At 71.0% G+C, this 25,891-nt stretch carries 26 protein-coding genes and 2 pseudogenes; 12 read left to right on the top strand and 16 right to left on the bottom strand.

Annotated features, from left to right (window positions below; all coding sequences use genetic code 11):
• The first annotated feature begins 106 nt into the window (after positions 1-106).
• Entirely contained in the window at positions 107-694 is a 588-nt protein-coding gene (locus AB0M92_RS29665) for an isochorismatase family protein (protein ID WP_366105384.1), read from the top strand.
• 58 nt (positions 695-752) lie between these two features.
• On the opposite strand, the gene AB0M92_RS29660 is transcribed toward AB0M92_RS29665, so the two are convergent.
• Both AB0M92_RS29660 and AB0M92_RS29655 read right to left on the bottom strand, forming a co-directional pair.
• Positions 753-2,381: a helix-turn-helix domain-containing protein gene (locus AB0M92_RS29660; protein WP_366105398.1), complete on the bottom strand. Its 1,629-nt coding sequence runs from the start codon at positions 2,379-2,381 to the stop codon at positions 753-755.
• A 69-nt stretch (positions 2,382-2,450) separates the two neighbouring features.
• Positions 2,451-3,194 (bottom strand): amino acid racemase, encoded by a 744-nt coding sequence (locus AB0M92_RS29655; protein ID WP_366105383.1) that lies wholly within the window; start codon positions 3,192-3,194, stop codon positions 2,451-2,453.
• 274 nt (positions 3,195-3,468) lie between these two features.
• Between AB0M92_RS29655 and AB0M92_RS29650 the strand changes: the two genes are divergently transcribed.
• Positions 3,469-4,815, top strand: a complete 1,347-nt coding sequence (locus AB0M92_RS29650) for a pyridoxal-dependent decarboxylase (protein ID WP_366105382.1) — start codon at positions 3,469-3,471, stop codon at positions 4,813-4,815.
• 293 nt (positions 4,816-5,108) lie between these two features.
• Entirely contained in the window at positions 5,109-5,750 is a 642-nt protein-coding gene (locus AB0M92_RS29645) for a hypothetical protein (RefSeq protein ID WP_366105381.1), read from the top strand.
• A gap of 160 nt (positions 5,751-5,910) precedes the next feature.
• Here the strand turns inward: AB0M92_RS29645 and AB0M92_RS29640 are convergent, their stop codons facing one another.
• The 3 genes from AB0M92_RS29640 to AB0M92_RS29630 all read right to left on the bottom strand — a co-directional run bounded on the left by AB0M92_RS29640 (position 5,911) and on the right by AB0M92_RS29630 (position 7,699).
• On the bottom strand, positions 5,911-6,936 hold the full coding sequence (locus tag AB0M92_RS29640; protein ID WP_366105380.1) for a HEAT repeat domain-containing protein: 1,026 nt from the start codon (positions 6,934-6,936) through the stop codon (positions 5,911-5,913).
• 191 nt (positions 6,937-7,127) lie between these two features.
• Positions 7,128-7,388 carry a hypothetical protein gene (locus AB0M92_RS29635; RefSeq protein WP_366105379.1) on the bottom strand — a complete coding sequence of 87 codons (261 nt, stop codon included), beginning with the start codon at positions 7,386-7,388 and terminating at the stop codon, positions 7,128-7,130.
• Positions 7,385-7,699 (bottom strand): DUF6247 family protein, encoded by a 315-nt coding sequence (locus AB0M92_RS29630; RefSeq protein ID WP_366105378.1) that lies wholly within the window; start codon positions 7,697-7,699, stop codon positions 7,385-7,387. Before AB0M92_RS29630 ends, AB0M92_RS29635 begins: the two co-directional genes overlap by 4 nt.
• Positions 7,700-7,921: 222 nt before the next feature.
• On the opposite strand from AB0M92_RS29630, the gene AB0M92_RS29625 reads away from it, so the two are divergent.
• Positions 7,922-8,131, top strand: a complete 210-nt coding sequence (locus AB0M92_RS29625) for a hypothetical protein (protein ID WP_366105377.1) — start codon at positions 7,922-7,924, stop codon at positions 8,129-8,131.
• Positions 8,132-8,594: 463 nt separating this feature from the next.
• Here the strand turns inward: AB0M92_RS29625 and AB0M92_RS29620 are convergent, their stop codons facing one another.
• The 3 genes from AB0M92_RS29620 to AB0M92_RS29610 form a co-directional block, all read right to left on the bottom strand.
• The gene (locus AB0M92_RS29620; protein ID WP_366105376.1) at positions 8,595-8,717 is read right to left on the bottom strand and encodes a hypothetical protein; all 123 of its coding nucleotides are present in this window, start codon (positions 8,715-8,717) and stop codon (positions 8,595-8,597) included.
• A gap of 215 nt (positions 8,718-8,932) precedes the next feature.
• Positions 8,933-9,385 (bottom strand): hypothetical protein, encoded by a 453-nt coding sequence (locus AB0M92_RS29615; RefSeq protein ID WP_366105375.1) that lies wholly within the window; start codon positions 9,383-9,385, stop codon positions 8,933-8,935.
• A gap of 212 nt (positions 9,386-9,597) precedes the next feature.
• Positions 9,598-10,008: a Rid family hydrolase gene (locus tag AB0M92_RS29610; RefSeq protein WP_366105374.1), complete on the bottom strand. Its 411-nt coding sequence runs from the start codon at positions 10,006-10,008 to the stop codon at positions 9,598-9,600.
• A 462-nt stretch (positions 10,009-10,470) separates the two neighbouring features.
• Between AB0M92_RS29610 and AB0M92_RS29605 the strand changes: the two genes are divergently transcribed.
• The gene (locus tag AB0M92_RS29605) at positions 10,471-10,863 is read left to right on the top strand and encodes a hypothetical protein (RefSeq protein ID WP_366105373.1); all 393 of its coding nucleotides are present in this window, start codon (positions 10,471-10,473) and stop codon (positions 10,861-10,863) included.
• A gap of 31 nt (positions 10,864-10,894) precedes the next feature.
• Here the strand turns inward: AB0M92_RS29605 and AB0M92_RS29600 are convergent, their stop codons facing one another.
• The 6 genes from AB0M92_RS29600 to AB0M92_RS29575 all read right to left on the bottom strand — a co-directional run bounded on the left by AB0M92_RS29600 (position 10,895) and on the right by AB0M92_RS29575 (position 18,661).
• A complete protein-coding gene (locus AB0M92_RS29600) occupies positions 10,895-12,187 on the bottom strand; it encodes a 5'-methylthioadenosine/S-adenosylhomocysteine nucleosidase (protein WP_366105372.1) in 1,293 nt (430 codons plus the stop codon).
• Positions 12,187-12,825 carry a hypothetical protein gene (locus AB0M92_RS29595; RefSeq protein ID WP_366105371.1) on the bottom strand — a complete coding sequence of 213 codons (639 nt, stop codon included), beginning with the start codon at positions 12,823-12,825 and terminating at the stop codon, positions 12,187-12,189. Before AB0M92_RS29595 ends, AB0M92_RS29600 begins: the two co-directional genes overlap by 1 nt.
• Positions 12,813-14,903, bottom strand: coding sequence for a dynamin family protein (locus AB0M92_RS29590; RefSeq protein WP_366105370.1), 2,091 nt, complete (start codon positions 14,901-14,903; stop codon positions 12,813-12,815). The genes AB0M92_RS29595 and AB0M92_RS29590 overlap by 13 nt, the downstream gene beginning before the upstream one ends.
• Positions 14,896-15,189, bottom strand: coding sequence for a nucleotide exchange factor GrpE (grpE, locus tag AB0M92_RS29585; RefSeq protein WP_366105369.1), 294 nt, complete (start codon positions 15,187-15,189; stop codon positions 14,896-14,898). Before grpE ends, AB0M92_RS29590 begins: the two co-directional genes overlap by 8 nt.
• Before the next feature lie 128 nt (positions 15,190-15,317).
• Positions 15,318-16,652 carry a GTPase gene (locus tag AB0M92_RS29580; RefSeq protein ID WP_366105368.1) on the bottom strand — a complete coding sequence of 445 codons (1,335 nt, stop codon included), beginning with the start codon at positions 16,650-16,652 and terminating at the stop codon, positions 15,318-15,320.
• Positions 16,649-18,661, bottom strand: a complete 2,013-nt coding sequence (locus AB0M92_RS29575) for an Hsp70 family protein (RefSeq protein ID WP_366105367.1) — start codon at positions 18,659-18,661, stop codon at positions 16,649-16,651. Before AB0M92_RS29575 ends, AB0M92_RS29580 begins: the two co-directional genes overlap by 4 nt.
• 110 nt (positions 18,662-18,771) lie before the next feature.
• Here AB0M92_RS29575 and AB0M92_RS29570 point away from each other — a divergent pair, with 110 nt between their 5' ends.
• The 3 genes from AB0M92_RS29570 (at position 18,772) to AB0M92_RS29560 (ending at position 21,858) form a co-directional block, all read left to right on the top strand.
• Positions 18,772-19,473 (top strand): NUDIX domain-containing protein, encoded by a 702-nt coding sequence (locus AB0M92_RS29570; protein ID WP_366105366.1) that lies wholly within the window; start codon positions 18,772-18,774, stop codon positions 19,471-19,473.
• Between the two features lie 110 nt (positions 19,474-19,583).
• Complete coding sequence (locus AB0M92_RS29565; protein WP_366105365.1) at positions 19,584-19,748, top strand: hypothetical protein; 165 nt, start codon at positions 19,584-19,586, stop codon at positions 19,746-19,748.
• Between the two features lie 619 nt (positions 19,749-20,367).
• Positions 20,368-21,858, top strand: coding sequence for a winged-helix domain-containing protein (locus AB0M92_RS29560; RefSeq protein WP_366105364.1), 1,491 nt, complete (start codon positions 20,368-20,370; stop codon positions 21,856-21,858).
• A gap of 314 nt (positions 21,859-22,172) precedes the next feature.
• Here AB0M92_RS29560 and AB0M92_RS29555 read toward each other — a convergent pair whose 3' ends face one another.
• Positions 22,173-22,607: a hypothetical protein gene (locus AB0M92_RS29555; protein ID WP_366105363.1), complete on the bottom strand. Its 435-nt coding sequence runs from the start codon at positions 22,605-22,607 to the stop codon at positions 22,173-22,175.
• 30 nt (positions 22,608-22,637) lie between these two features.
• Between AB0M92_RS29555 and AB0M92_RS29550 the strand changes: the two are divergent.
• Positions 22,638-22,957: pseudogene (locus AB0M92_RS29550) on the top strand (IS5/IS1182 family transposase); the annotation flags it as partial.
• A 300-nt stretch (positions 22,958-23,257) separates the two neighbouring features.
• On the opposite strand, the gene AB0M92_RS29545 reads toward AB0M92_RS29550, so the two are convergent.
• Positions 23,258-23,620 (bottom strand): DUF1330 domain-containing protein, encoded by a 363-nt coding sequence (locus AB0M92_RS29545; RefSeq protein ID WP_366105362.1) that lies wholly within the window; start codon positions 23,618-23,620, stop codon positions 23,258-23,260.
• Positions 23,621-24,247: 627 nt separating this feature from the next.
• Between AB0M92_RS29545 and AB0M92_RS29540 the strand changes: the two are divergent.
• From AB0M92_RS29540 to AB0M92_RS29530, 3 genes and pseudogenes are all read left to right on the top strand, one after another.
• Positions 24,248-24,489 (top strand): annotated as a pseudogene (locus AB0M92_RS29540) (hypothetical protein).
• Positions 24,461-24,988 (top strand): DUF6879 family protein, encoded by a 528-nt coding sequence (locus tag AB0M92_RS29535; RefSeq protein WP_366105361.1) that lies wholly within the window; start codon positions 24,461-24,463, stop codon positions 24,986-24,988. The pseudogene AB0M92_RS29540 and the gene AB0M92_RS29535 overlap by 29 nt, the downstream one beginning before the upstream one ends.
• Positions 24,989-25,004: 16 nt before the next feature.
• On the top strand, positions 25,005-25,850 hold the full coding sequence (locus AB0M92_RS29530; protein ID WP_366105360.1) for a Scr1 family TA system antitoxin-like transcriptional regulator: 846 nt from the start codon (positions 25,005-25,007) through the stop codon (positions 25,848-25,850).
• Positions 25,851-25,891: the final 41 nt, after the last annotated feature.

The following is a 25,891-nucleotide window of genomic DNA, read 5'->3' as shown; positions in this document are numbered from 1 at the left end:
CGCGGGTACGAAGAGGCAGGTCGCAGCTTGGTCCGGCGGACGACTCCGGGGGCGGTCGGCGTTCCTAGGGTGGCGTGCACCGAACGTACGAGGAGACGAGACGACGATGCCGCTGATCGACCGCGACGACTGCGCCCTGGTGATCATCGATGTGCAGACCGATTTCTACCCGCCCAAGCGGCTGGACGTGGACCGGCAGCGGTTCCACGACATGGTGCGGCGCATCGCCTGGATCACTTCCGTGGCCGATCGCCTGGACATCCCGGTCGTGGTGACCGAAGAGGACCCCGACGCCGGCGGCCGCACCGTGCCGGAGATCCGCGCCGTGCTGCCGGCCAAGGCGGTCACCCTGCCGAAGAACGCCTTCGCCGTGTGGGACAACCCCGACATCGCCGCGGCGATCGAGGCCACCGGGAGGACGACCATGGTCCTGGTCGGCATCGAGACCGACATCTGCGTGGCCCACTCGGCGATCCGGCTGCACCACGCCGGCAAGCGCGTCGTGGTCGTCGACGACGCCGCCTACTCCCCCGGCCCGGCCCACGACCGGGGCCTGCGCCGGCTGGCCGGCCAGGGCATCGAAACGCTTTCCGCCAAGGAGCTGTTCTACGACTGGGTGCGCACCATCCGGGCCGCGGACGCCTTCCACGACACCCACACGGACCTGACGGTCCCGCCGGGCGTCCGGCTCTGACCCCAGGCGCTCTCAGCCGAGCGGCGGCCCGGGGCATCGGTCCCGGTCCGCCGCCGTTCTATGTACCCAGCAGGCGCAGCTGCAGCATCGCGGCGAACCTCGCCGCGGGGTCCTGGAGGTCGATCTCCCCCACCTCGGCCACCCGTCGGATGCGGTAGCGGAAGGTGTTGGGGTGGACGAAAACGCTCGCGGAGGCGGTGATCACGTCGCCGAAGGCGTCCAGCCAGGCCCGCAGCGTCTCGACCAGGTGGGCGTTGTGCTTGGCGTCGTACGCCACGAGGCGGGCGAGCGGGCCCGACAGCTCGTCGCGGTTGGCGACGGCCAGGTCCCGCATCTCGATCAGCAGGGCGTCGACGTACACGTCGGCGATCGAAGCGGCACGCTTGCCGGTCCGGCCGGTGAACAGCACGCGCAGGGCCCGGTCGGCGTTGGCGCGTGAGCGCGGCAGCGCGGCGGGCTCCTCGGCGACCGAGCCGATCCCCATGACGGCGCCGGCCCGTTCCCCCGTGCGGGCCAGGAAGTTCGAGGCCACCTGCAGGGCCCGCTCTCGGGCGTGGGAGGTGTCTCCCGGCACGGGCAGGAGCGCGTAGGCCACATCGCCGAGGAGGGCGACGGCGGAGCGCGGCTGTACGGCGGTGAGGTGGACGGCCAGGGCGGCCGCCAGGCGCTGGCGCTCGGCGGTTACGTGGGCGTGGTCCTCGCCCCGCTCGGGTGCGAGCCCCATGGCCAGGACGAGGGTGGGTTCGTCGACGAGGCCAAGCCTGCCGAGCGCCTCGACGGCTCCGGCGCCGCCCTCCAGCGCGGTCGTGACGAGGTCGGCCCGCAGGCGGTTCTCGGCGTCCGTACCCGCCCGGAAGCGCAGCATGTGGAGGGCGACGAGCTTGGCCGCCTCCAGGAACGCCTTCTCGCGCTCCGGGGTGAGGGGCTTGCGCAGCGCTGCCCACACGGAGCCGAGGAACTCGTCGCCGGCGCGCACGGCGACGGCCACGCGCGGCAGCGCCACCTCGCCGTCGAGGGTCGGCGCCGGAACGTGCACCAGGCCCTCGCTGCGGTACAGCTCCTTGAAGACGCCGTGTTCCTCGTGGTGGCGCAGATAGCGCTCGGGCACCTGGCGGGCCAGGATGCTCTCCACCCGGGGGGCGTCCGCCTCGTCCTGTCGGCCGGAGAACGCCAGGATGCGCGAACGGCGGTCCTCGATGGTGACGGGGGCGTCGAGCAGGGTGGCGATGGCGTTGGCCAGCGCGAAGAGGTCACCCGCGGGCACCCCGCCCAGGGTCTGCTCCTCGCCCTCGCGAACGTCGCCCACGTCGCCTTCGGCGAGCTGGGTGCGCAGCATCGCCGCGAGCTGGGCCCAAGAGGCCCCGCGGGTCAGGGCGAGCAGCGCGACGCCGGTCTCGTTCACGACCGGCTCCAGCTCGTCGGCGTCCTCGACGGGGCCGCGGACGATCAGGGCGGTGGCGCCCGGCGCGGCGAGGTACCGCAGCAGCCGACCGATCTCGTCCGCGCCCTGGACACCGATGCCGAGCACGATGGCGCGCTCCGGGTAGTGCTGCTCGTCGTACGGGTCGTGGATGCCGACGCCGCCGATCTCCCCGGCCGCGTCGGCGTCGCCGTACAGCAGGTCCAGGAGGGTGTGGCCGAAGTCCTCAAGCACCCGGCTGAGGCTCCGGGCGGGGTGCGCCGACATGTGCCTGATCATCTCCGCAGGTTAGGACGTGCGCAGCCCTGCGATGTGGTGCGTGCGGACGAGGATACGTCAGTCTGTTCGTACCGGGGTACGAACGCCTCCGGTGGGGTGCCACAGGCGGGCGACGGCCGCTTCGGCAAGGGCGTCGGTCGAGTCGATCAGCGGAAGCACGCGAGCGGCCGCGGCGCTGATCAGAGGGATCTCCGTACAGGCGGCGATGGCCGCCTGGGCTCCCCGTTCCCTGAGGCTCTCGGTGGCCGTGGCGATCCACCGTTCGGGCTCGGCGCGGTGTGCACCGCCCTTGACCTTGCGGATCGCCGCGTCCACGTATTCCTCCTGTACGGCGTCGCTCACCTGCATCACGTCGAGCCCGAGCCGGGCGCCGGCACACTCGTACAGCCCGGTCAGCCGCGTGCCCCGAGTGGCGAGGACGCCCACCCTCTCAAGCCCTGGCGTCCGGCGTGCCGCCGCCTCCAGGGCGGCCCTGATCATGTCGAGGACCTCGACCCCCGTCGCTCTGGACAGCTGCTCGGCATAGGCGTGCGCGGTGTTGCAGGGGATGGCGATGCAGCCGGCCCCCGCACGCCGGAGCCAGCGGGCGCCTTCCACGAGGGCGGGCACGGGGGAAGGTCCCTCGCCGAGCAGCGCCGTGGTCCGGTCGGGGACGGCGGGATCGGCCCACATGACGACGGGCAGATGCGCCTGGTCGGAGCCGGCCGGGGTGCACTCGATGAGGCGCCGGTAGAAGTCGGCCGTGGCGAGGGGGCCCATCCCGCCGAGGATGCCCAGGGCCGGGCGGGTGTCGTGGCGCATGCGGGCAGCCTTTCGCTTCTTCCCGCCGTCATCCGCGGGTCCTCCCGTGATCGTGGCGCCGCGCGAGGCGCGGGGCGTGGTCGCCGGCGACGAAAGCTCCCGACGGGATTGGTACGGGCACACCGCACGGGTCCTGCCTCGCAGACCTGTTCGGCCACGCGGACGAAACGCAGGGCACAGAGCCGTGACGCAGACCGAACTCCTCCTCCCGGGAGCCGGATTCACTGACCACCGGCCCGTCACGGCCCGATGATCGTCAACGCGAAGGTCCACCATGCACACGAACGACCCTGCCCTCACCGACCTCGTCGTCGCCGCACTGCGCGACCGCCTTCGGAACAGGCCCCCGCTCAACCATCCGGGCCAGGCAGACAAACTCGACCGGGTCCTGGCAGGGCTCATCGGACCCGAGGGCAACGATCCGGCGAAGATCCTCCGGCTGTGGACCGAACACCTGGCTCCCACCGTGATAGCGGTCGACAGCCCCCGCTTCCTGTCGTTCGTTCCCGCCTCCCCCACGCAGGCCGCCGTCCTCTTCGACATGCTCGTCTCGTGCTCGTCGGTCCAGGGCGTCTCGTGGCTCCTGGCCTCCGGTCCCATCGCCGCCGAGAACCAAGTGCTGCGCCTGCTCGCCGACCTCGCCGGACTACCTGCCGCGGCCGGCGGGTGCTTCGTCTCGGGCGGTTCCGCCGGGAACCTCTCCGCCCTGGTCACCGCACGCGACACGGTCCGGCGCCGCCGGGGCCTCGGACCGTACGACCGCGTCCGGTTCGCCGTGTCCGACCAGGCCCACTCCTCCATCGGCAACACCCTGCGCATCATCGGCGCCGAGCCCTTCGTGGTGCCGACCGCGGGCCACCGCCTGACCGGCCCAGCCCTACGCGCCGCCCTCCGCGCCGACGCGGATCCGTCCGACATCATCGGGGTGGCGGCCACCGCCGGCACGACCAACGCCGGAATCATCGACGACCTGGCCGGCATAGCCTCCGTGACCCGGGACTTCGACCTGTGGCTCCACGTCGACGGCGCGTACGGCGGCGCCGGCCTCCTGGCCCCGAGCGTCCGGCACCGCTACCGGGGCATCGAGCACGCCGACTCCCTGGTCATCGACCCCCACAAGTGGCTCTTCGCCCCCTTCGACTGCGCCGCCCTCCTCTACCGCAACCCGCGCCTGGCCAGGGCGGCCCACACCCAGCACGCCTCCTACCTCGACGCCCTGCACAGTGACGACGCCACCCGGTGGGACCCCAGCGACTACGCCCACCACCTCAGCCGCCGCGCCCGCGGGCTCCCCCTGTGGTTCTCCCTCGCCGTCCACGGCACCCGCGCCTACAGCGAGGCCATCGAGAAGGCCCTCGCTCTGGCCCGCGACACCGCCGCACTCATCCGGAACACCCCGCACCTCGAACTCGTCCGCGAACCCGAGCTCTCCGCCGTCCTCTTCCGCCGCACCGGCTGGACCGCCGAGGACTACGGGCAATGGTCCGCCCGCCTCCTCGCCGGCCAGACCGCTTTCGTCGCGCCGACCGGCTGGGAGGGCGAGACCGTCGCCCGATTCGCCTTTCTGCACCCGGAAACCACTCTGGAGACGGTCAAGGAGATCGTCGACACGACGGCCTGAGCCTCTCTCCCCTCATGGGCACGGCGATGCGGAAGTCCACAAGGGCTCTGGCCGAGGTGCAGCAGCCGCGGCGGCAACGAAGACCTCGGGCGGATCGTTGTGCGCGGCGCGGGCCCTGATGGCATGGGCGTGCGACTGGCATGGGCGTGCGACCCGAGGCTGACGCCGGTCGGTCTCGGGTCTGAGGCGAACCCGTGAGGGGTTACGGATCAAGGCGGATGGCCCGGACGGCGACGGAGGAAAGGATGGGGCGACCCCGTCGATGGGGCCCACAAGACCACCCGGAGAGTCCGATGACTGCAATGCCCCGCCCCAGGACGATGGCCTTCCCGGCCCTGCTCGCGGCCCTGGTGATCGGCTTACCCCTGAGTGCCGCCCCCGTCGCCTCCGCCGAGCAGCGTGCCGACAAGACCGCGCACGCGAGTGTCACGGGGAGCGCGGAGTTCGTCCTTCCCCACTACCCGGACGAAGACGTCCGCTCGTTCAGCTTCGATGCGCAGGCGGCGCCGTACAGCCGGCCGTTGCCGGGGATCCCCACAGGGCTTCCGACCGATGCCCGGGGCACGGTCAAGGTCTCTCACTACTCCGCCGAGCGGAACAAGACGTACACGTCCGAAGGGCTCGTGGACTGCCTGGTCACCGGCCCCCACAACGCGACGCTGACGGCGGTCATCACCCAGGTGAGCGACGGCGGCCCGGTGGATGACGTCGGCAAGCGGATCGGGTTCAGTGTCTACGACGGCGGCGAGGACAAGGGGCGCTCCCGAGACCGCGTGGGCTTCTCGTGGAACGGCGTGAACCTGCTGCCGGGGGACGACGCCGCTCTCGCGGAGGCCCCCGTCGGCACCTGTATGGCCCCCGCCGCGTACGCCCCGGTGACCAAGGGCGGCTACACGGTCAGGCACGCCGAACTGCTTCCCATGCCGAAGCACTGACGGCCCCCAGCACCGCGACCGGCGCCGTTCCCGCCTCGGTCGGCCGGCCGGCCGACGCCCTGCGCCAAGGCTGTTCAGCGGAACGGCGGCCGTCAGCGGGGGCGGCTTCGTCTGCGGGGTGGCCATCCGGACGGGCCCCCGAGCGGCGGATGCTCAGGCTCTACGTAGCCAGGTCGGTGAGGACGAGTTCGGCAGCGCGAAGGGGGTCGCCGTCCGCGCGTACGAGCAGTGCCTCGACGTCGTGGATCGGCGAATCGAAGGTGGCTTCGAGGCCGAGGAACAGGTCCCGGTCGAAGCGCTGCATGTAGACGGCGGCGTCCAGGTCGGGGCGGAGCTGGTGGAGCGCGGAGACCAGGGTCCACGCAGAGGCCTCCAACTGGGCCTGGTGCACCGGGTCGCAGGCGTTCACGGCAGCGGTGACCCCGGCGTCGTCGGGCTCGTACTCCAGCAGAACCGGCAGCAGCTCGGGGACACCCATGATCTGCGCCGCGCTGAACGTGTGGACGTGCACGCCCTCGGGATTGCCGAGCAGCTCCGCCAGCAGCGGGACGGCACGGGGGTCGTGTCGCCGGGCCAGCCCGCGGATGCCTTCCTCACGGGCCTCGGCGTTCTCGTCGGTCGTCCGCTCCCAGAGCGCGGCCCGGATCGCGGGAGTGTCGGCCTCGGCCTGGAAGCCCAGGGTGAACGTCGCCCAGTTGCGGACCTCCGGGTCCTGGTCGCGGGTCAGCGTGATGAGTGCGCGGATGTCCGGTCCGTCCGGCAGGCCGGTCATGACCCCCGCAAACGAGCTGGCCGCTTGCCGGCGGACCTCGGCGTCAGGATGCCCGGCGAGGACAACGAGGACGGGGACGGCGCGCTGGTCGTACGTCCTCTCGATCGCGCGCGCCAAGGACCACAGCACGCGGCCCTCGGTCTCCCGCTCCGAGAGGGCGACCAGCGTGGCCGCCGTGTCGGAGCGGACCGCCTCGTTTTGATCGCTTGCATTGCCCAGCAGGTCACAGCCTGTCTCGCGGTCGACCAGATCATCAGAACCGATCAGCTCCCGGCCGATCTGCAGCGCCCCCGCCCCGTCAGCGGCTGCCCGCCACAGCAGCGTTGCGTACTCGTCCCAGTCATCCGTCTCGACGGCGACACGCGCCGCCGCCCGTGCCTGCCCGACCAGTTCCGCCACCGTGCCCGCTTCCATCCGGGCATTCTGGTGCACGAACCACGAATACACATGGGAGTTAACGCCCCCTCGCCGTTCTGCAGCCGGTCTACGGGGCCGGGGTGAACTCGACCTCGGCCGTAACGGCAGGCCGCCGCGATCTCCCGCTGCCGGCGGATGGCGGGACAGACTGCGCAACCAGCGCGGCCAGCGCGCGGGAAGGCGGAGGGCTAGCCGAGCCAGACGATGTCCAGGACGGACAGGTGCCGTGGCGGACGGTTGGCGAAGTAGACGACCGACAGGCGGCCGGCGGACGCGATGCGCACGTCCTCGCCTTCGGGGTCGGCGGGGTCCCACTGGCCAAAGCCCCACGGGTCGGCCGCGGCAGCGTCCAGCAGGTCCCACACCGTCTCTTCCGCGTGCTCGGGGAGGGCGGCGAGGACCTTCGCGGCCGCCGACGAAATACGGACCGCGTACGGCTGACCGCTCACCGGCCCCGCCGGCCACGGAGTTCGGCCATGTCCATGAAGCCGCTCTCGTCGCAGCCGCCGGCCACGAACGCGTCGACCGCGGGGGCGGAGGCGAGACGGGCCTGCCAGGCGTGGACGACCTCGTACAAGGTGGTCAGGGAGAACGTGGCCCGCGACTCCTCCAGCGCCCGCGCCCACTCCGCCTCGAACGCCGGCACCCACCGCTCCGCCCGCCGGTCGGCGCGCAGCCGGGCGAGGAGCTCGGCCGGCGCGCCCGGCGCCGGCCCGTATGCCGCGGCGGGTACGGGGGCGTGGTCGGGCTGGGCGCTCATGGGCTCCTCCTCGCGGCGGGTACTACCGCCACCGTAGAGCCAGATGCCCTCGGATGGCACGGTCTTCACCGCCGCACGGGAGCCGGGGCAGGATCGCCGCTCACCGGGACCCGCCGGAAGGCCCCTCATGCGGCCAACCCGTCAAGGGAGGCCGGTCTGGCCCCATGTAGCGTGGCTGCTCGTTTGGTTCGGAATCGGGGGGCAATGGACGTCGTAGGGATCATGGAAGCTCTGGCTGAGCAGGGTGTCACGGTCATCTTCAAGGCGGATGCCGAGCGCATGCGTGACGGCACCAAGCCTTGGACGTTCGTGGCCAGCGGGGCGCCGTTTCGGGAGGGTCTGCTCGTCCGTACCGACGCGAAGTCCGTAGAGGACTGCCTGGCGATCTGTCTTCCCCGGCTCAGGGAAGCTGGTCTGACCATCCCGGAGTGAGCCGCAGCCAGTTCGGCCACGACTCCTGGGACCTGCTCCCCGGCCGGGCCCGCCCCCGTCGTTCGGGACGGGTCAGTCGCGGACGCGGGTCACGGCGGGAACCGTGAGCGCGGCGGCGTCCGCCACGGCCGCCCCCAGGTGCGCCACCTCCACCGGCCCCGGTGATGGCGCCCTCCGCGCCCGTGATGAGGAGGCCGCCGGCTTCCTCGCGCGTCACGCTCGCGCCTTGAGGCAGAGCGAGGTCGTATAGATCGGCGTCGTCGCCTGTGGCCGCCGGATGGCCGTACCCGGCCACCTGTATCACCACACTTCGGCCCCGCAGCGACCGGCTGCCGCCCGAGTCACCGAGCTACGGCGGCCCCCGGGCATCGCGCCGCACGATGGGACCTTCGAGGAGCGGCTCGTCACCGAGCACCTCGAAGACATCGCCCAATCGTTCCCCAACGAACGCTGCGGGCCGGGATCACGTCTCCACGGCATCTGAAACGTGCTCCCGGCTCAGGTGACGGGCCCCCTCGTCCGCCAGGCCGGCGGCGTGGCCGTCGTCGAAGCCCCAGGCCACATCACCCCCGGCATGACCATCCACGCCCAACTCCCGCCCACACCGCACACGGCGCTGCCGCCCGTCTCGCAGAGCTGCCGCTGCCAGGAAGCCGCGTCGGCGCTCGCGCACACAGGGCCTCGGCCAAGCCGTCATCGGTCACCGCCGGCCGTCTGCCGTGCCGCGCCACACCCCCGGGGGCCGCCCGTAGGAAGGAGATCCGGGGCGGCCCGGGGGCGTAGCCGTGCTGTCGGTCAGCGTCAGCCGAACAGGCCGCGGCCCGTGGCCGGCCGGCTGAACTCGGGCTTGGCGTCAGAGTCGGCGAGGACGTCGAGGATGGGCCGCTCGCCCTGGGGGTCGACGAGGCTGTTCATCGCCTGTCGCCTCCCGTCGTCGGCGTAGCCCTTGACGCACTTCGCGCCGGCCCACCTGCCGGTGTCGGCGCTGTCGGCGGTGAAGTCCTTGAACGTGGTCCCCTGCCCCGCCGCGACATCTTCGTACCGGGTGGGAACCTCGGAGTAGAGGCGGACGACCGGCTTCGCCCCCTCGTGGCCGGGCCAGTCGACCCTGACCGAGACGATCTTCGCCAGGCCGGTCGCCTTGAGGGAGTAGGTGGAACCGTCGAGCGGCAGGACACAGCGGTCACCCGTGTGACCGGGGCCGCTGAACAACGTGACCTCGGGCTTCACCGTCTGCCGGGCAGATGTGGACATGGTCTCCTCCAAGGTCGGGAACCTCACCCTACCCACTCGGACACACTCGGTCACGATAGAACACTCTCCGCGACAGCCACGTTCGCGCGATCGGCCGCCACGCACCCGGGTGGCGACCCGGCCCGGGCGGTGCCGGTTCGGCCGGAGCGGTATGCGGGGGGGGGGCCACGATCGCTAAGGGTTCGGTGGCGCGGCAGGGACGGCCCGTCGGCTCAGGAATCAAGTACGGCGGCGATGGCTTCGATCTCTACGAGTTGGCCGTCATAACCGAGCACGGTGACGCCCATCAGTGTGCTGGGCACGTCGTGGTCACCGAACGCGTCCCGGACAACCTCCCACGCCGTCACCAGGTCCTCCCGCCGGTGAGAGGCAACGAGAACACGGGTGCTGATGACATCGTGCAGTGCCGCGCCCGAGTCCGTCAGAGCGGTCCGCATGTTCTCCACAGCCCTGGCCGCCTGCCCCGCGACGTCCCCGATCGCCGCAGTGGAGCCATCCTCATTCAGGGGACATGCGCCGGCCAGGAAGATCAGCCGCGACTCGGCCGGGGCCGTGGCCGCGTAGGCGTACTCCGCAACATCGGACAGGGAGGCGGAGCGAATCAATGTGACAGCGCGCGGCACGGGCTTCCTCTCGCAGCGGTTCCGGGGCACTCAGGACCTTCCCAGAGGTCGGCTCCGCGTTCGACATATTTTCCTGGCCCGTCAACGCACCCCCCGGTCGACCGTCACCCCGACCGTCGAAGGCCGCCAAGGACCCGGCCGAACGAGTCCCGCCGGACGGCTCCTCCCCCTGCACCCATGCCGCGGCTTCGATCGCAACGAAGCTCCGCTGGAACCTGGCCGTCGACGAAAACGAACGCCACGCCCTCCTCGGGCCCGCCCAGAACTGCGCGACGAGCACCGTCGTCCACCGGCGACAGGGTGGGTCAGCGGTAGCGGCTGAAGCCGCCGAAACGAGCGAGCAGGCAGCGGGTTTCCTCGACGTTCGGACAGCTTGAGCATCGTGGTGCCGGTGCCGGTGCCGATGTCCGGGAGATTGAGCAGATCCGGGTCGTTGCGCTGTCCCGTGCGGAGGACGGCCGTGTGCCTGCCGGCTTGCGCAAGCAGTGGGCAAAGCTCTCGTTGCAGGTCAACGCCCGCATGCAGGGCGGCGGACCGTGGGATCAGGCACGAATGGCCGCGCAGAACTTCTGGCTCCGGACGCGGATGGTTGAGGAGTTCGGTCCAGACCCCGATGACGCCGACTGGGACGCTGACGCCATCGCCTCGGGCATCGTGAGCGCGGTGATTCTGACGCCCGAGCAAGCCCGTGGCCTGAGCGTTCGGTGGCAGGATCAGCCGATTGAGCAGATCGGATATCTGCGCCGTGTCAAGAACGTCACGGCGCCGTTTGAGCGGCTTCAGCACCTTCTGCCGCCCGGCCCACTGCATGAGCTGGCCTTGGCGTGGCTGTCCGTCCGGAAAGTCCTGCCCTGAATTGACCAACCGCCGGTAGGGCCCTCTTCGATCAGACAAGGCCGGCGTCAAAGCTGCCCCCTATGTCCGTGAGGTTTACCGCGCCCATGAGGCCCACCGTCTCGGTGAGGTTCCCTGGGTGGTGGGGGGCGGCGTGCGTGCCGGCCTGGTCGGGAGTGTCGTCCGCCGTACGGTCCGGGTCGCGCGGTTCTTGGTCCCCCTGGCTCCCCTGATCCCCCTGATCCCCCCGGTCCCCCTGATCGCGGGACCCGTGCACCGGCGCGGCCGGCTCGTCCTGCGCCGAGGCGTGCTCGCGCGCGAGGTGTTCGGCGACCCGGCGCCCCAGTTCGTATCCGGCCGTGAGCCCCGCGGCGACGCCCAGGGTGGGTCGGACCATCCCTCGCGGCGGCCTGTCGCCGGACGTACGGGCCGAACCGGCGCCCCTGCGCCCCCAGCGCCGCGACGGCTCGTGCCGAGTGAGCCAGGGGAAGTCGGGGTCTGCGAGCATCGTGGTCAGCAGCCGGATCGCATTGCCCACCGCGTAGCGCCGCCAGGCGTTCGGGAGGCCGTCGAGGTCCCGGGTGGCGTCGGTGGCCGCCTTGCCGCTCTCGGCCCGGTCCGAGAGCCCGCGGACGACGATCAGGTCCACACCGTCATGCGGGTAAGCGGCCAGTGCGGCGCCACCCGCCTCCATTTCGACCGCCGCCAACTTCCGGTTGTGAGCCTGGATCATCTCCTTGAAGACCTGTGAACCGATGACCATCTCGCCACTGGCGATGGGAGCCACGTGATACTGCGGGCCCTCGTCAGGCCGGTCCGGCTCGGCGATGCGGCACGCAGTGCGGCCGTCCTGGGTCCACTGCTCCGCCAGACGCTCCGTGCCCTCCCTGCGCGGGAAGTTCCGGACATAGCGCAGCAGGGCCGCCGATGGCTTCCAGTTCGTCCCGGCGAGCCGGTAGCCGACGCCGTCGGGGTTCTTCGGGTCGTCCACGACCTTGGCCTGGTTGAGGTAGTCGACGATCTCCGAGGCGATGACGACGTCACCGAGCGGGAGCTCGTCATCGAGTGCCGCCGCCGTTCCCACGAGGGCGACCAGGGACACCTTGAACTCGTTGACGAGGTCGTTGACGGCGACCGTGGCGTTCGCCAGCCCCATGGCGTCCAGGACGGTCAGTACGCCCATCACGTCGGAGCCCGGGATCCGGAAACGGTAGTAGACCCGGTGGTCCACTTCGATGTCGCCGAGCCGGTCGAGCCCGGCCATCACGTACCGGAACTCCTCGTCCAGAGCGACCACCAGCCCCACCTTCGGCCTCAGTTCGCGGTCTCCGGTCGGCTCGGCCATCACGGCTCCCTTCCGTCGCCGGCGTCCATGGCCAGCACGATGCGGGTGGACAGTACGGCGACCGCCGCCAGTTCGGCGGCGGACACCACGGTCAGTTCAGGACGGGAAACGCCCCGCGACAGGAAGTGGAGGACGACGCAGAGGACCACGGGCAGAGCGAACATGATCTGGTCCACGGCGAGTTGGAGGTACTTCCCCGACACCCGCAGCGGGCCGCCCCGGTGCACGGACTCCCAGGCGAGCACGAGACCGGCGTCCACGCCGGCCGCCGCCGCCAGCCGGGGCCGGAGCGTGGTCCGCAGATAGCGGCCGATGGCCGACACCTTCTCGTCGTTGGCCAGGTAGGTCCAGCCGAGGACGATGCACACCGGCGGGAGGAGTAGGACGAGTTCGGCGGCGCGGGAAGTCCCCGCGATCGCCGCGGCGGTGGCGCCGAAGACGGCGAGCGTCGCGTACATCAGGTGGTCCCGCGCCTCGATCCGGGCGCTCTGTTCCGCCTTCAGCACCTCGTACTCGGTGATCAGTACCTGGCACAGCCTCTCGGAACCGGGGGGCGGCGAGGACCCGTCGGATGCCGGCCGCCGCGGACCCGGCGCACCGCGCCCTCGGCCGTCAGGGCCCGCGCTCAGGGGTTCCATGTGAGCCTGACCTTCTCGAACTCCGTCTGCAGGGCTTGCAGTTCCCGCTCGGCCAAGTCGATCGCGTTGAGCATCCCAACGCGCTCGTCGACGGTGAGGCCGGTGTGCCGCTCCAGGTCCGCCTCGTCCCGCTCGATCTGGGCCTGCTCCTCCTTCAGCCGGCTCTCGATCTCCACCGTGATGTCGTCCCGCTGCTCGACGGCCTGCCGGCAGGCGTCCTCGACCGCGCCGGTGCCGATGGCCTTGAGCACCTCCGCCAGTACCTGTTCGGCAGCCTCCCTCGAATGGGCGCGACGTCGGCGCCAGACGGCCACCCCGCCGATGAGCGCCGCGGCGACCGCCGCCGTGACGACGGCGGCGGGCAGCGCGGCCAGGGCCGCGGCGGCCAGCGCGGCCGTCCCGCCGGCCTGCTGTCCGGTACCGGGCTTGTGCCGGCCACCGTTCCAGTCGGGGGACCGCGTGCCTGCCTGTGGCGGGGTCATGGACTTGTGGACGGGGAACCAGTCGGGAAACAGCGCGATGGTCTGCGGCTCGGTACGGGCCTCGGTACGGGGCCTGTGCTGACTCGCGGCCAGGTCGCGGGACAGCACGCCGGCCCCCATCAGGGCGGCCGTCGAGACCTGGCTCTCCTCCAGTGCGAGGTCGGCGACGGTGAGCCGGTTGTGCACCCGTACGGCCAGCTCCTCCGATGCGTTCATCCGTCCCAAATGGGCGCCCACCGGTCCCTCCGGGTCGTTCCGGGTGATTTCCGCGACCGCGGCGTCGAGCCGCAGCTTGACCCGCGCGCGCATCTCGGCCGAGGCGCTGGCCGGTTCCTTGACCAGTTCCTCACAGATGCTCTGCAGAGCCTTGGGGCTCTTGCCTTCGAACCGTGCGCGGTAGTCGGCCCCGAGCCGTGCCACCCGTTCGGCACCCAGTGCGCGCACTTCCGCCTGAGCCTCCTCTGCGGCCCGGTCGAGGTCGGGCTTCCAGACCTCCCCGTGTTTGGCGATCCATCGGTAGACCCTCTCCTGCCGTTCCCGCACGGCCCGTTCGCCTTCCTCGCCCTCCGCCAGCAGGGACCGGCGGCCCGCCAGCCGGTCGGCGATCGCGGCCGCGGTGAAGCCGGCGAGCCGCAGCAGGGTGCGGCGGTGGATCAGCCCGACTTGTTCGGCCACCTCGGTGCGCAGCCACTCGGCCGGCTTCGAGATCCCGCTCAGGGCCAGTTTCCTCTCCCAGCCCGGGCCGGGACGCCGTGCGTACGCGCTCAGCGCGTCCGTGGCCGACACGCTGACCCCGGTCACCTCCTTCCGGAAGCGTTCGGCGAGCTGCCTGCCGCGCGTCTCGTCCTTGAGCAGCCGCGTCCACGTCTGCGGGGAGTGCAGCAGGGCGAGGTTCTCACGCAGCCGGTCGGCGGCGTCAGAGAACTCACCGGCGTGGGTCTGGACGATCAGGTAGTGCCCGACGTGGTCCACGGACTCGGCCAGGAAGCGCAGTTCCGAGGCACTGATGGGACGGTCCGGGCGGATGACGAACATGACCGCGTCGGAGTCCGCCAGCGCCGCCACGGTCGCCCTGCGGTGGGCGGGGTTGAGGCCGCCGACGCCAGGCGTGTCGGTCAGCCGTAGCCCTTGGCCCAGCAATGCGGAGGGGACCGCGATCACCGCGCCGAGGACCTCCGCGTCCCGCCCGTGGCGCCGGACCACCGTCTTGGCGCCACGGGCGGTCAGGTACTCCTCGATCTCCGTCCCCGCCACGTCGCGCACGACCAGTTCGTCGCCCTGTCGTATGTAGACGGTGGCCAGCAGGGCATCTCCGTGGACCAGCTCCACCTGCACGGACGACAGCGATTCGGTGGCCGCGGGCAGGACAGGGGTCTCCACCAGCGCATTGATGAGCGTGGACTTGCCGACGGAGACCTCTCCGACGACCGTCACCTGGGCAACGGGCGTGCGCCAGCGGCCGGCCAGGCGCTTGAGGGGTTCCCCGGCCGCGGCCAGGGCCTCTTCCTCCTCGGCCAGTGCGAGCAGACGCAGCACGGCGTCTTCCGCCCGGTCGTCGGCGGCCGCTGCTGCGGCGGTGCCGAAGGGGTCAGTCATGGGACTTCTCCTCCATGTCGTAGACGGCGACTCGGGCCGGCTTGAGGACCTTGCGGGTGTGGCTCTCGCGGAATCCGGGGTCGAGCACGTCGGCGATCCGGCCGCACTGCAGTGGTTCGGTGGCCCCGTGCGTCTCGGCCCAGCTGTGGGCGGCCGGGTCGAAGGGCGTCCCCGGTTCGGGGCTGATCGTCACGATGCCGGGCAGCCGTGCCACCACGGCCCTGATGCGGCGCGCCAGTTCACGGCTGGTCAGGCGGTCGGCCACGGCGAGCAGGTCCGCGGCCACGCCGGGGAGGTGCGGAGCCGGGGAGGGCGGCCCGTCCGGTCGTGCGTCGCCCGGACCGGGCCGGCGACGGGTTGCGAGTCGGCGCAGGACCCGTGCCGTGGTCCGGGCCGAGCGCAAGCGAGGAGGTCTCAAAGCGTTTCCTCCGGTTCGGGATCGGCCAGTGCGCGCAGTGCCGCGTCCTGGACGAGGCGTGCGAGGTGGCGGGTGCGGGAGTCGGCGAAGGGATCCGCCGACCGGGACGACCAGCGGGTGAGTGCGGCGGCAGCGTCGGCCGGTGCGCAGCTCAGCCCCCGCAGCAGCCGCAGGGCCGTCTCCACGTCGTCCGGGTCGAGTCCGTCCCCCACGCAGGTGTGGCGCATCAGCCGTGCTGCGGCCCGAGGCCACAGGTCCTGGTACGGCCGGCTGGACGTCACCCCGGCGATCGCGGAGCGCACCCGTGCGGCGGGGCCATCGGGCAGCCCCGCGGCCAGTCGGCGCAGCCTGAGCAGGGCGGCGGTGGAGGTGAACAGGTCGGCGTCCTCCGCGATGTCGGCCAGTACGGATTCCAGGGTCGCGATGCCTGACATGTGCTCGAAGACCGCGGCGACGGCTGACGGGTCGTCCATGTCCGCGGTGGCGCGGATGAGTTCGGGGAGCCATTTGGGCCCCCCGACCGTTTCCTCGAACGCCTTCAGGTCCGCGTCGGGGAACAGTCCGGACAGTTCCTCCTGCACTTCGGGCCAGGAGTCTGCGGGCCACGAAGTGAACGAGGGCAGCGCGCGGAGGGCGTCCAGCACGGCCACCGTCCGCCCGTCGACGGCACCGTTCCTGGCGGCCGCCGCCATGAGCTGGTTGACGCCCGCGAAGCGGATGGTGACCGGTGCGTCGACGCGCGTCCGGCGCTCGATGCCGCCGATGTCCTCATCGACGAGATCGATCTTCGACATGACGACCACCACGTTGCCGACGAGGTCGAAGGGGCCCGCGGAGAAGGCCGCGAGGCCCTCCAGCTGCTCGGCCCAGTGTTTGTCCACCAGTCCGCGGTCCAAGACGCAGACGAAGGCTGCGGCGGCGCCGGCCAGATCGCCGCCGCGCATCATCCGCAGGGTCTCGCGCGGGTTCTCCGAGACGGTGTTCAGGCCGGGGCTGTCGCCCAGGACGAGGCGGTCGGCGAGCGGGAACTCGACGGCGACCGCGCGGTGGGAGGGATCGGGGAGCCGCAGCGTGCCCAGGTGTGGTCCGTGGTACCAGGTGATCACGGACGTGGTCTCGGTGAACGCCGTCTCGGCCCGGGAACCGGAGACCAGGGCGTTCAGGAGGGTCGACTTGCCGCTTGAGACGCCACCGACCAGCAGGACCCTCAGGGGCTGGGCGCACTGGGCGACGATGTCGCGCAGGGTGGTGTCGTCGGCCTGCTCCGGGTCGCCGAGCAGCTCTCGGCAGTGCTCCGCGATGAGCGCCGCGGCCGGGCCGGGCGCCGTCACCGTACGGGCCCTTCGAGGCGCAGCCGGTGCACGAACCCGGGGGTCCTGGCGTAGACCACACCGGGGTCGGGGCTGGGGTACATCCGGTGAGGGCCGGTGGACGCGGCCGCGTCCCGCAGCGCGAGTTGCCTGCCGGTGTCCGCCGCGAGCGCCCGGTACACCCCGTCGTGGGCGTCGAAGACGATCACCACGGGCCGGCCGCCCGGCGCCGTGCAGGCCACGGGTCCGCCGTCCTTGAGCGGACGGTGCCAGAGCTGCTCGAAGCCGTCCGGTCGCAGGGCGTATCCCCTCACGGTTCCGGCTCCGCTCACGGCGGCCACGGCCGAGGACGGTTCGACGGCCACGGAGAACGGCTTGGAGAGGGGGAGGAAGGCGGGTGTCCGCAGGGAGTCCGTGTCCAGCAGGAACAGCCCGGTCGCGGTGCGGGCCAGAAGCAGTCCTGGTCCGGCGAAGGTGAGTTCCGATACCGGCTCGTCGTAGTGGAGGGGACGCCAGCGGTCTGCGCGGACGTCGACCACGGAGCCTGCGGGACCCTCGTCGACGCACCAGGCGAGCAGCGGCCACGAGTGGGCCAGTGCGGTGACCCGGCCCTCGGACCGGGACGGTGTGGCGGCGAGGTGGCCGAACACGGTGGAAGCGATGTCCTCGCCCCGCGTGTTCAGTTCCATCAGGGTGAAAGCCGGTGAGGGGCTGGCGAGCACCAGTTCACGACCGGTTCCGCCGACGGTCATGGCGACCGAGCCGGGTACCTTCCGGCGCAGGGCGACCGGGCACATGGTTCCGGTGCCGTCGTCCTGCCACACCTGCAACCGTGCGTCGGGGCCGAGGAAGGCGAGGCCGCCGCGCACGGCCGTGAGGGGTGTCCGGGCAGCCGGCGCCTTCATCACATCGGGAGTGAGGGTGAAGGGGCGGAGGGCGTGGGCGCGGGGCGCGGGGGCGTCGGCGGGTGTGCGCAGTGCGCCGAGGGCGACCAGGCTGCCCGGTGTCTCCTCCTGGGCGTCGATCACCTTGGCTCCCGCTCCGGCGGCCAGGTCAGCCATCTGTTGCCGCACCAAGGGGATGCGCGCCGCTCCCCCGCTGAGCGCGAACGTGTGGGGCGGGTCCGCGTGGAGCAGGGACGACAGCGCCTCGTCGACCAGGGTGCTGCAGGCCAGGACCAGTGGGGTGATCGCCTCCTCGAATTCCCCCCGGTACATGTCGATTTCGACGCTGCGGACCGCGAAGACGGCCTCGTCGGACTCGCTCAGGGCCTTCTTGACCTGTTCCGCCTCGGCCCTCAGCAACTCGGGCTCGGTGGCGGCGATTTCTCTCAGCTCACGGAGTTGGCCGGCGTCGGCCGACTCGCGCACCAGGTTCAGGAGGCAGGCGTCGAAGTCGTCCCCGCCGATCAGCCGGCCCCCGTCGTACACCACGCGGGCCGGGCCCTGCGCCTGGTGCCGCAGGACGGCGAAGTCGAAGGTCGAGGCACCGAAGTCCAGGACGGCGTAGGATCCGCCGGCCGGCAGGCGGGAGGCCATGTGCAGGCCGACCGCCTCGGCCTCGCTGACCAGGGCGACGGGGACTCCGGGGAGGGCGGCGGCCGCCGCCTCCACGAGTACCGCCTTCTCGGTGTCCGTCCAGACCACGGGGTGGGACAGGACCAGGCGGTCGGGCCGTCCGAACCGCTTCGGTACCGCGCTGAGCGCGTGGGCGAGGATCACGCCGATTCCGCGCACGAGGGGCTCGGCGGCGCCGGCGGGGAACCGTAACTCCCGGTAGAGCGGTTCGGTGGCCGGGTCCGGCTTGTTGACCTGCTGTTTGACTCCTACGAGGTAGCGACCGCGGTAGCGCGGAGCGCCGGCGAGGTTCTCCGGCGCCACCCCGGTGAGCATGCCCCGCCCCCGGTCCAGGAAGAGCGTGGTGGACCACTGGAACTCCCCGTCGATGTCGAGCGCGGCGGGGGCACTGCCCTTCCGCCGCCACAGCGCGGCCTTCGTAGACGACGCGCCGATGTCCACAGCAAGGATCACAGGGCCCCCCGAGCCTGTACCGCTCCCGATCCGGGAACAGTTTATGTAGTTGTGACCCTAACTACGTGGCGGAGTTTTTGTCAATCGAACAATTAGCTAGTCTGTGCAGCATGCGAACCACCCGCCCCCGCTCCCTGATCCACATGACGGCCGACGTCGCCCTCCTCACCATCCGCGAGGGAGCCCTTCAGGTCCTCATGGTGGAGCGGGGCACCGAGCCGTTCCGGGGCAGACTGGCCCTGCCCGGCGGGTTCCTGCGCGGGTCGGAGACCCTCGACGACACGGCGGTTCGCGAACTGCGCGAGGAGACCGGCCTGGACGCCGCCCGGTTCCACCTCGAACAGGTCGGGGTCTACGCCGACCCGCGTCGCGATCCGCGCGACCCGCGGGTGGTCACCTGCTCCTACCTGGCGATCGTGCCGGAGCCCCCGGCCCCGGTCGCCGGGTCGGACGCCGCCGACACCCGGTGGCTGCCGGTCGACTCGGTGCTCGCCTCCGCGGACCTCCTCGCCTTCGACCACCACAAGATCCTCACGGACGCCGTCGAGCAGGCCCGTTTCAAACTCCAGCACTCCGCCGTGGCCACTCAGTTCTGCCAACCCGAGTTCACCATCGCGGAACTGCGCAAAGTCTTCGAGACCGTGTGGGGACAGCCGCTGGACGGCCCGAACTTCCACCGCAAGGTCACGGACGCGGCCGGGTTCATCGTCCCCGTGGGACGCCGGCGCAAGTCTGCGGTCGGCCGCCCCGCGGCGCTGTACCGGGCGGGCGACGCGACGACGCTGACACCGCCGATCATGCGGCCCGCCTGAGCCCGCGCCTTACCCGGGCCGCCGCCCGGTCGACCTCCGCGGGTTCGGCGCGCAGGGCCCGGGACGGACGTCGCCGCCGCCATCGCGCTGACCGCCCCGGGGGCAACCACTTGGGCGGACCCAACGCCCCGACCTGCATGGGCGCCATCACCATCCTCTGCGTCCCCGTCGCCCTCACCGTCGGCAACTTCCTCACCAGCGCCGACGTCGTCGCGGCCGGCAGCTGGATCGCCACCACCGCCGGCCTCGGGCAAGACGGAAGGCGTCGTCGGTGACGCCCCTGAACGCTACGTTGATTGCACCTTCTTGCCGCCAGTGGCTGCCCTGGGCGACCGTAAGCGGGCCGCTTCAAAGGGCGACAGGGGGATCCACACGATCACTGCTTCTTCCGCACGGCAAACCGGCGGCTCGCGCATCCCACGCGTGCTCGTCGCGACAGTTCGCGAGGGTCGCGGTCGCTGTCGAGCGGAGGTAGCGGATGTGTAGTTCCCCAGGGCCCGATGGCCGGGGTGTGGAAGTGGAGGGCGACCAGCCCTCCTCAGCCGGACGCGGTACGGCCAGGAGGTGGCGTACACGGGATGTGAGTTCGTGGTGGACCGGATTGCGAGCGGTACTCCTCGTAGGGGAGACCGTGGCTGTCCTCAAACACCACGAAGCCCTCGCCCAAGGGACGAGGGCTCTCATCGCGCTGGGTGACATGGCTGTCGACGCCGGCAAGCACGAGCGGCCATGAAACCGAGGGGTCTGGCCGCCGACCGGCGGTCAGGCCCTCCGTACCCAGGAGACCACGAACCGGCGCGCGCGCCAAGGGCCCGCTCTCGCACGTGCTCTCACAGGCCGTCACGAAAGCAGTTTCGTGTCATGCTCGCCCCGTATCCACGAGGAGGCTGCGTCATGGGGACCGAGCAGGAGCGCTGCCGGGAGTGCGAGGAACCGCTGCCGGCGGCTGCGGAAACCGGCCGGCCCCGCCGGTACTGCTCCGACGCCTGCAGATCCGCGGCCCGGCGCTCCCGTGCCAGGGAACGGCAGTTACCGGACCTGGCCGCGGCGCGGCGGTGCGCCACTGACATCGCGGGCCGCCGCTGTGAGCGCCCCGCACGGCACGTCCTGACGGTGGACGGCACCGCGATCCGGGTATGCGGTCAGTGCCTGGAGTTGACGACGGCGTTCCTTGCGCAGTCAGGGGTGGCAGCCTCGACCGTGCACGCGCGGCCTCTGGACCCACAGGCAGAATCAGCACCCGCGGCGACGCCCGGGCCCCTGGCGCCCCAGCCTGCACCGGCCCGAACGCCGGCCCCTGGCCTCCGCGGGACGCGTGTCCTCCTCATCGAGGACGATCAGCGCGTCGCGGCCGCGCTGGCCAAAGCCCTCAGCCAGCACCACTACACGATCCTGCACGAAGCCTCCGGATCCGCCGGTCTGCGTACGGCGAACAAGGAGCGTCCCGACCTGGTCCTGCTCGACCTCGGACTCCCCGACATCGACGGCGCAAGGGTCCTGACCCATCTGCGGACGGTCAGTGACGTACCCGTCATCGTCGTCACCGCCCGAGCCGACGTCGGGACGCTCCTGCAGGGGTGGATCCAAGGCGCGGACGACTACATCGTCAAACCCGTCGGCCTCGCGGAACTCCTCGCCCGCATGGACCGGGTGCTGCGTCGGCGTTCCTCCCATGAGCAGTGGGCAGAAGGCGTCTGGGACGACGGCCTGATACGGCTCGTCTCCCAGTCCTCGGAAGCCTCGGTGGCCGCTACCCCACTGCAGCTGACGCGCACGGAATTCCGTGTGCTCGACCTTCTGGTGCGCAACACCGGCGTCGTCCAGTCCTCGGAGAAGCTGCTCGCCCGGGCCTGGGATGACACCGACAGCGATACGGAGAAGGTCAAGTCCACCATCTCGCGTCTGCGAAGGAAACTGGAGGCAACCGCCGTGGGCCGTGCGTCCATCGTCTCCGCGCGCGGCATCGGCTACTTCTACCGCGCACCGGAGCCATCCGCAGCAGCAGGCTCCTCGTCCGCCCGAGCGGGCTACGGGCACGCTGCCGGCATTCTCAGCCACTTCCACGCCCAAAAGGCCGGAGCGGACAGCGATCACCTGCAACTGGGCAACCTGCACATCCAGTTGCGCACCCGGCAGGTACGCGTGCGCGGAACGGTCATCGCACTCACCAGCAAGCAATACGACCTGCTCGCCCTGCTCGCCAGACGCCCGGGCGAGGTCGCAACCCGGGAGCAGATCCTCGACACGTTGTGGCCCGATGGCGGACTCGACCGCCAGCGCTCCCTCCAGGTCCATGTCGCCTTGCTGCAGAGCAAACTGGGCATGGCCGCACGGATCGAGAAGATCGACGATTTCGGCTACCGGATTCTCCCCGCACCCAGGTAGCACCCGGGCCGGACACACCGGGCGCCGGCAGTACCGCCTCGACGCGGGAACCCCGTTCGCCGGTGGGCCCGGTGCGCGCCGCAGGCGGCAGGCGGCAGGCGGCAGGCGGCAGGCGGCAGGCCGGCACGTCATGAGTGGCGCCGTGCCGGAGGTGGACGAGCGCGGCAAGGAGCCGATCGATGAAGACCAGCGCTGACGGTGGCCGCACGAGACCCGTTCCCCACCACACGAACATGATCAGGGATCACGCTCCGGAAGGGCTGTCCCGCAACTGCGGCCGGGGTGGGGTGTCGGCTGCCCGGGCACGCTCAAGGTCAGAGAAAGATGAGTTCGACGCTCTCGTCGACGCAGAAACGCAGGACGACCGTCAGCTGTTGAGCGTCCTGGATGTGCCGCTGGAGGCGTGGTTCGTCGGGCTCGTCTTGCCATTCGCCGATGACCGCTTGAAGGCGAGGCAGCATCGCAGCGCAGTCGGCAACAGAGAGAGCGTCACCACCGGCATCCGGGTGGTCGAGGAGCGGCTCCAGGGTGGTGGAGATGTCGCTCCACGGCCGGTCGCCCCCAAAGCCCCACATCTCTGGGAGGCTGAACCCCTCGGCCCGTGCGAGCCGTTCCCGGAAAGCGTCGAAGCGCACGCAGGACCATGAGACGTCCGGGCTGCTGTTGTCTCCGTCTCCTGGGAACAGAGTCAAGCCCACGTGGTCCTCCTCGCTTGTGAAGTAGACAGGATCGACCAGAACGAACTCCATCGGCAACTGAAATGATCGACGCGCGGCTGGGTGATCACGGCGTCAGAGCCGTCCTGGACAGTCCCGTTCACCGGGCTGAGACCCGAACGTGACCACGCGCCAGCTCGCCCCGTTGCTCGGGGTGTCGAAGTCGGCGGCGGATCGGATCATCGACCACCTCGGGCCGATGCTCGCGCCCAGCCCCGCAAGCGGTTCGCCGAGGACACCGTACTCATCGTGGACGGCGGGTTGGCCCCCACCCGCGACCACACCATCGCCGAGCGGTCGAAGAACCACCGGTACTCCCCAACGACCAGGTCGTCATCGACGCCGGCACCCGGCGGGTCGCCGTGGTCGGCCGGCCGCTCGCTCGCTCGCTGGGAACCGCATCGACTGCAAGGCGTGGGGAGCGTGAGCTGGACTTGTCTCCCAGAACTACGTTCACGGCGGTGACCGTCGCAAGTTCAGCTCTTTATGAACAACCGAATACTTCACCGGTCCAGTGGCCAGCGGGCCTCAGCAGAAATCGGCCGGCCACTGACCCGGGTGACTCCCGAAGTGGTGAACATCTGCTGTCGGTTCTCGGCTCTGACGCACATTTCGTGAGGGCGATCAACGGCGTTCTGTCGCCAGACGTTCGGCTCCGCAATAGTGTCCCGAGGGGCGGAGGATTACGTGGCGGACTGGCCCTCTTGGCCGGCTTCTGCTTGCAGCTTGCGAGCTCGCTCGGCCGGGTCGTAGTTCGGCCTGACGCCCTCGATCAGCAGCAAGTCGCCGTCGATGTGGTCGGTACGCAAACGCAGAATGGACCGGTAGGAAGGAGAGGCGTACCAGGCACGGGCTTCGGCCAGGCTAGGGAACTCGATCAGCACCATGCTGCCAGGCCACGTCCCCTCTACGACTTCGGCCGGCGGACCGTGGATGACGAAGCGGCCTGCGAAGGGGTCGAGGGTTTCCTGGATGCGCTCCAGGTACTCGATGACGTCGGAGTGATTCCGGCGGCTGCGGAGATGAGCGAATCCGTAAGCGGGCACCACGGGGCTCCTTCGTTCCGGGGGGAGTGAGCAATGACCATGAACGTAGCTGTTGGAGGTTGGGCGGTGCGATTACCCCGGAGGTAATTGCCCCCACATCAGGACACCACCAAGGCCGCCGCCTGCCTCCTGCCCCACTCCTGCGCCTCTCACGAAATCTGTGCCGGAGCCCGGTTCTCGGTTCTCGGTTCTCGGTTCTCGCGAACAAAGCCGGCCTGCCGCGGTTGCGGCCCGGGCGCCGAGCCGGTTGAGCCACCGTGACGCGCAGAACGTACGGCTCGCCCGAGCTGATGCCCTGAACCTGCTCGCGCAGGTCCGCGTCCGTGAAACCGAGCAGCGTGTCGTCGGCGGCGCGGGGTAGCAGCGGAAGGATCTCGGCGGCGGGCTGCCCGAGCGCCCGCATCTACGGCCGTGACCGGACAGACGCCGTCATGCACGGGCCGGGTGCTTCGCCAAGGCAGCACGCGATCCGGACATCGGCCAGTGCCGTAGGCCGGCGCGTTTCCCTGCCCGCGTGGGCCCGCTCAGGAGGCCGATCCCCCCGTTTCCTGGCTGCCGTCCCTTCTTTCCTGCTCCACTGGGCATGAGCGCAATTTCCCGCAAGCAGAGCGATGCAGGGAGCCAGACGTGGCATTACGGTTCATCGGTATCGACCCCGACTCCGACACCGGGCAGTGCCCGACGGTGTGGGTCGACGAAGCCTCGGCCGAGGTGGTCATCCAGGGATGGAAGGCCGACGCAGCCCTGCTCACGGAGTGCCTGGAGACGGGGGGATCCCCGAGACCGAGGGCGTCGTGCGGATCCCCGTGCGGATGGCGGCGATGCTGAGGGAGGCCTGTGATGCCGCGGAGCGACGTGCCGGGCTTTGACGTCCTGCTGGACAGCGCCCACCACTCCGCCCTCCATCTGGAGATGCGCGACGGGTACGGGGTGGCGGAGGAGTCCGCGGGCTTTGCCCACTGGCTGGAGACCGGCAAGCGGAACGTGGACCCGGATTCGGAGTACTGGGCGTTCTGGACCGGCCTGGTGCATCGCACCGTGGCACGCGGGGTGAGCGTGCGGCGGGCCCGCATCGTCTCGGAGCCCCTGTCGGACTACTCCCGTTACAGCCACGCCGGAGCGGCGGTGAACATCGCGGCCGGCGAGGAGATCCGCTACCTCCCCCGCCGCCAGGCCTCCGACATCGCTCTCCCCGGGAACGACTTCTGGCTGATCGACGGCCGGCTCGTCCGCTGGAACCACTTCACCGGCAACGGAGCCTCGGCCGGCGGGGAGATGTCCGACGACCCGGTCGTCGCCGCCCTGTGCTCGTCCGCATTCACCGCCGTGTGGGAACGGGCCGTCCCGTATGAGGAGTACAAGCCCTAGCCGGCGCACGCAACCGATGACCTCGCCGCTGTCCAGTGCCCAGGCCGCCCGCACCGCGCTCGCCGCGCGCCTGCGACACCTGCGCCTGGACGCGGGCCTGGCCGGACACCAGCTCTCCCGTGCCTGCGGCTGGCACCCGGCGAAGACCTCCCGGATCGAGAACACGCGGGCAGTGCCCTCCGATGCCGACATCCGTGCCTGGTGCGCGGCGTGCGGCGCCGACGGCCAGGCCGAGGACCTGATCGCCGCCGTCCGCCATGCGAACTCCATGTATGTGGAGTGGAAGCGCCTGAACCGGGCCGGGCTGGCCAGCCTGCAACAGGAGATCGTTCCTCTGCTGGAGCGCACCCGTGAGTTCCGCGTGTACTGCTCTCACGTCGTCCCCGGACTGCTCCAGACCCGCGCATACGCAGCCGCCATCATCGCCGCGTACGGCACCTTCCACGGCACGACCGACGACGTCGAGGCTGCTGCGGCCGCGCGCGTGAGGCGGTCCAGAGTGCTGCATAAGCGGGGACGCCAGTTCGCCTTCCTCATCGAGGAGTCCGTCCTGCACTCCCCCATCGCCGACCCCCAGACCACCGCCGACCAACTGGACCACCTCGTCGAGCTCGCGGGGCTGCCGCAGGTCTCGCTGGGTATCGTCGCGGCCCACGCGCCCCGCCCGTTGTGGTCGATGGAGTCCTTCACCGTCTACGACGACGCCCAGGTCGGCATCGAGCTGCTCTCGGCGCGGGTGACCATCACCGCTCCCGGTGAGATCGCCACGTACGAGCGGGCCTTCGCTGACCTTGCCGCCCACGCCGCCTACGGGGCCGGCGCCCGCACTCTGATCCGGCGGGCCGCCGCAGCGCACCGGTGAACCTCCGCAATTTCCCGCAAGAAGGTTGAGCGGCCACCCAC

The sequence above is a fragment of the Streptomyces sp. NPDC051582 genome (genome assembly GCF_040681715.1).
Lineage (GTDB): Bacteria > Actinomycetota > Actinomycetes > Streptomycetales > Streptomycetaceae > Streptomyces.
Note: the sequence above shows the minus strand (reverse complement) of the source record. Positions and strands in the feature narration are given on the sequence as shown.

What these genes read in the sequence shown, in the direction of transcription:
- AB0M92_RS29570 (WP_366105366.1), top strand. Translation starts at nt 18,772, where the DNA reads ATGCGAACCACCCGCCCCCGCTCCCTGATCCACATGACGGCCGACGTC.
- AB0M92_RS29625 (WP_366105377.1), top strand. Translation starts at nt 7,922, where the DNA reads ATGGAAGCTCTGGCTGAGCAGGGTGTCACGGTCATCTTCAAGGCGGAT.
- AB0M92_RS29655 (WP_366105383.1), bottom strand. Translation starts at nt 3,194, where the DNA reads ATGCGCCACGACACCCGCCCGGCCCTGGGCATCCTCGGCGGGATGGGC.
- AB0M92_RS29660 (WP_366105398.1), bottom strand. Translation starts at nt 2,381, where the DNA reads ATGTCGGCGCACCCCGCCCGGAGCCTCAGCCGGGTGCTTGAGGACTTC.
- AB0M92_RS29535 (WP_366105361.1), top strand. Translation starts at nt 24,461, where the DNA reads ATGCCGCGGAGCGACGTGCCGGGCTTTGACGTCCTGCTGGACAGCGCC.
- AB0M92_RS29590 (WP_366105370.1), bottom strand. Translation starts at nt 14,903, where the DNA reads ATGACTGACCCCTTCGGCACCGCCGCAGCAGCGGCCGCCGACGACCGG.
- AB0M92_RS29530 (WP_366105360.1), top strand. Translation starts at nt 25,005, where the DNA reads ATGACCTCGCCGCTGTCCAGTGCCCAGGCCGCCCGCACCGCGCTCGCC.
- AB0M92_RS29595 (WP_366105371.1), bottom strand. Translation starts at nt 12,825, where the DNA reads ATGGAACCCCTGAGCGCGGGCCCTGACGGCCGAGGGCGCGGTGCGCCG.
- AB0M92_RS29600 (WP_366105372.1), bottom strand. Translation starts at nt 12,187, where the DNA reads ATGGCCGAGCCGACCGGAGACCGCGAACTGAGGCCGAAGGTGGGGCTG.
- AB0M92_RS29645 (WP_366105381.1), top strand. Translation starts at nt 5,109, where the DNA reads ATGACTGCAATGCCCCGCCCCAGGACGATGGCCTTCCCGGCCCTGCTC.
- AB0M92_RS29665 (WP_366105384.1), top strand. Translation starts at nt 107, where the DNA reads ATGCCGCTGATCGACCGCGACGACTGCGCCCTGGTGATCATCGATGTG.
- AB0M92_RS29630 (WP_366105378.1), bottom strand. Translation starts at nt 7,699, where the DNA reads ATGAGCGCCCAGCCCGACCACGCCCCCGTACCCGCCGCGGCATACGGG.
- AB0M92_RS29555 (WP_366105363.1), bottom strand. Translation starts at nt 22,607, where the DNA reads ATGGAGTTCGTTCTGGTCGATCCTGTCTACTTCACAAGCGAGGAGGAC.
- AB0M92_RS29640 (WP_366105380.1), bottom strand. Translation starts at nt 6,936, where the DNA reads ATGGAAGCGGGCACGGTGGCGGAACTGGTCGGGCAGGCACGGGCGGCG.
- AB0M92_RS29615 (WP_366105375.1), bottom strand. Translation starts at nt 9,385, where the DNA reads ATGTCCACATCTGCCCGGCAGACGGTGAAGCCCGAGGTCACGTTGTTC.
- AB0M92_RS29560 (WP_366105364.1), top strand. Translation starts at nt 20,368, where the DNA reads ATGGGGACCGAGCAGGAGCGCTGCCGGGAGTGCGAGGAACCGCTGCCG.
- AB0M92_RS29650 (WP_366105382.1), top strand. Translation starts at nt 3,469, where the DNA reads ATGCACACGAACGACCCTGCCCTCACCGACCTCGTCGTCGCCGCACTG.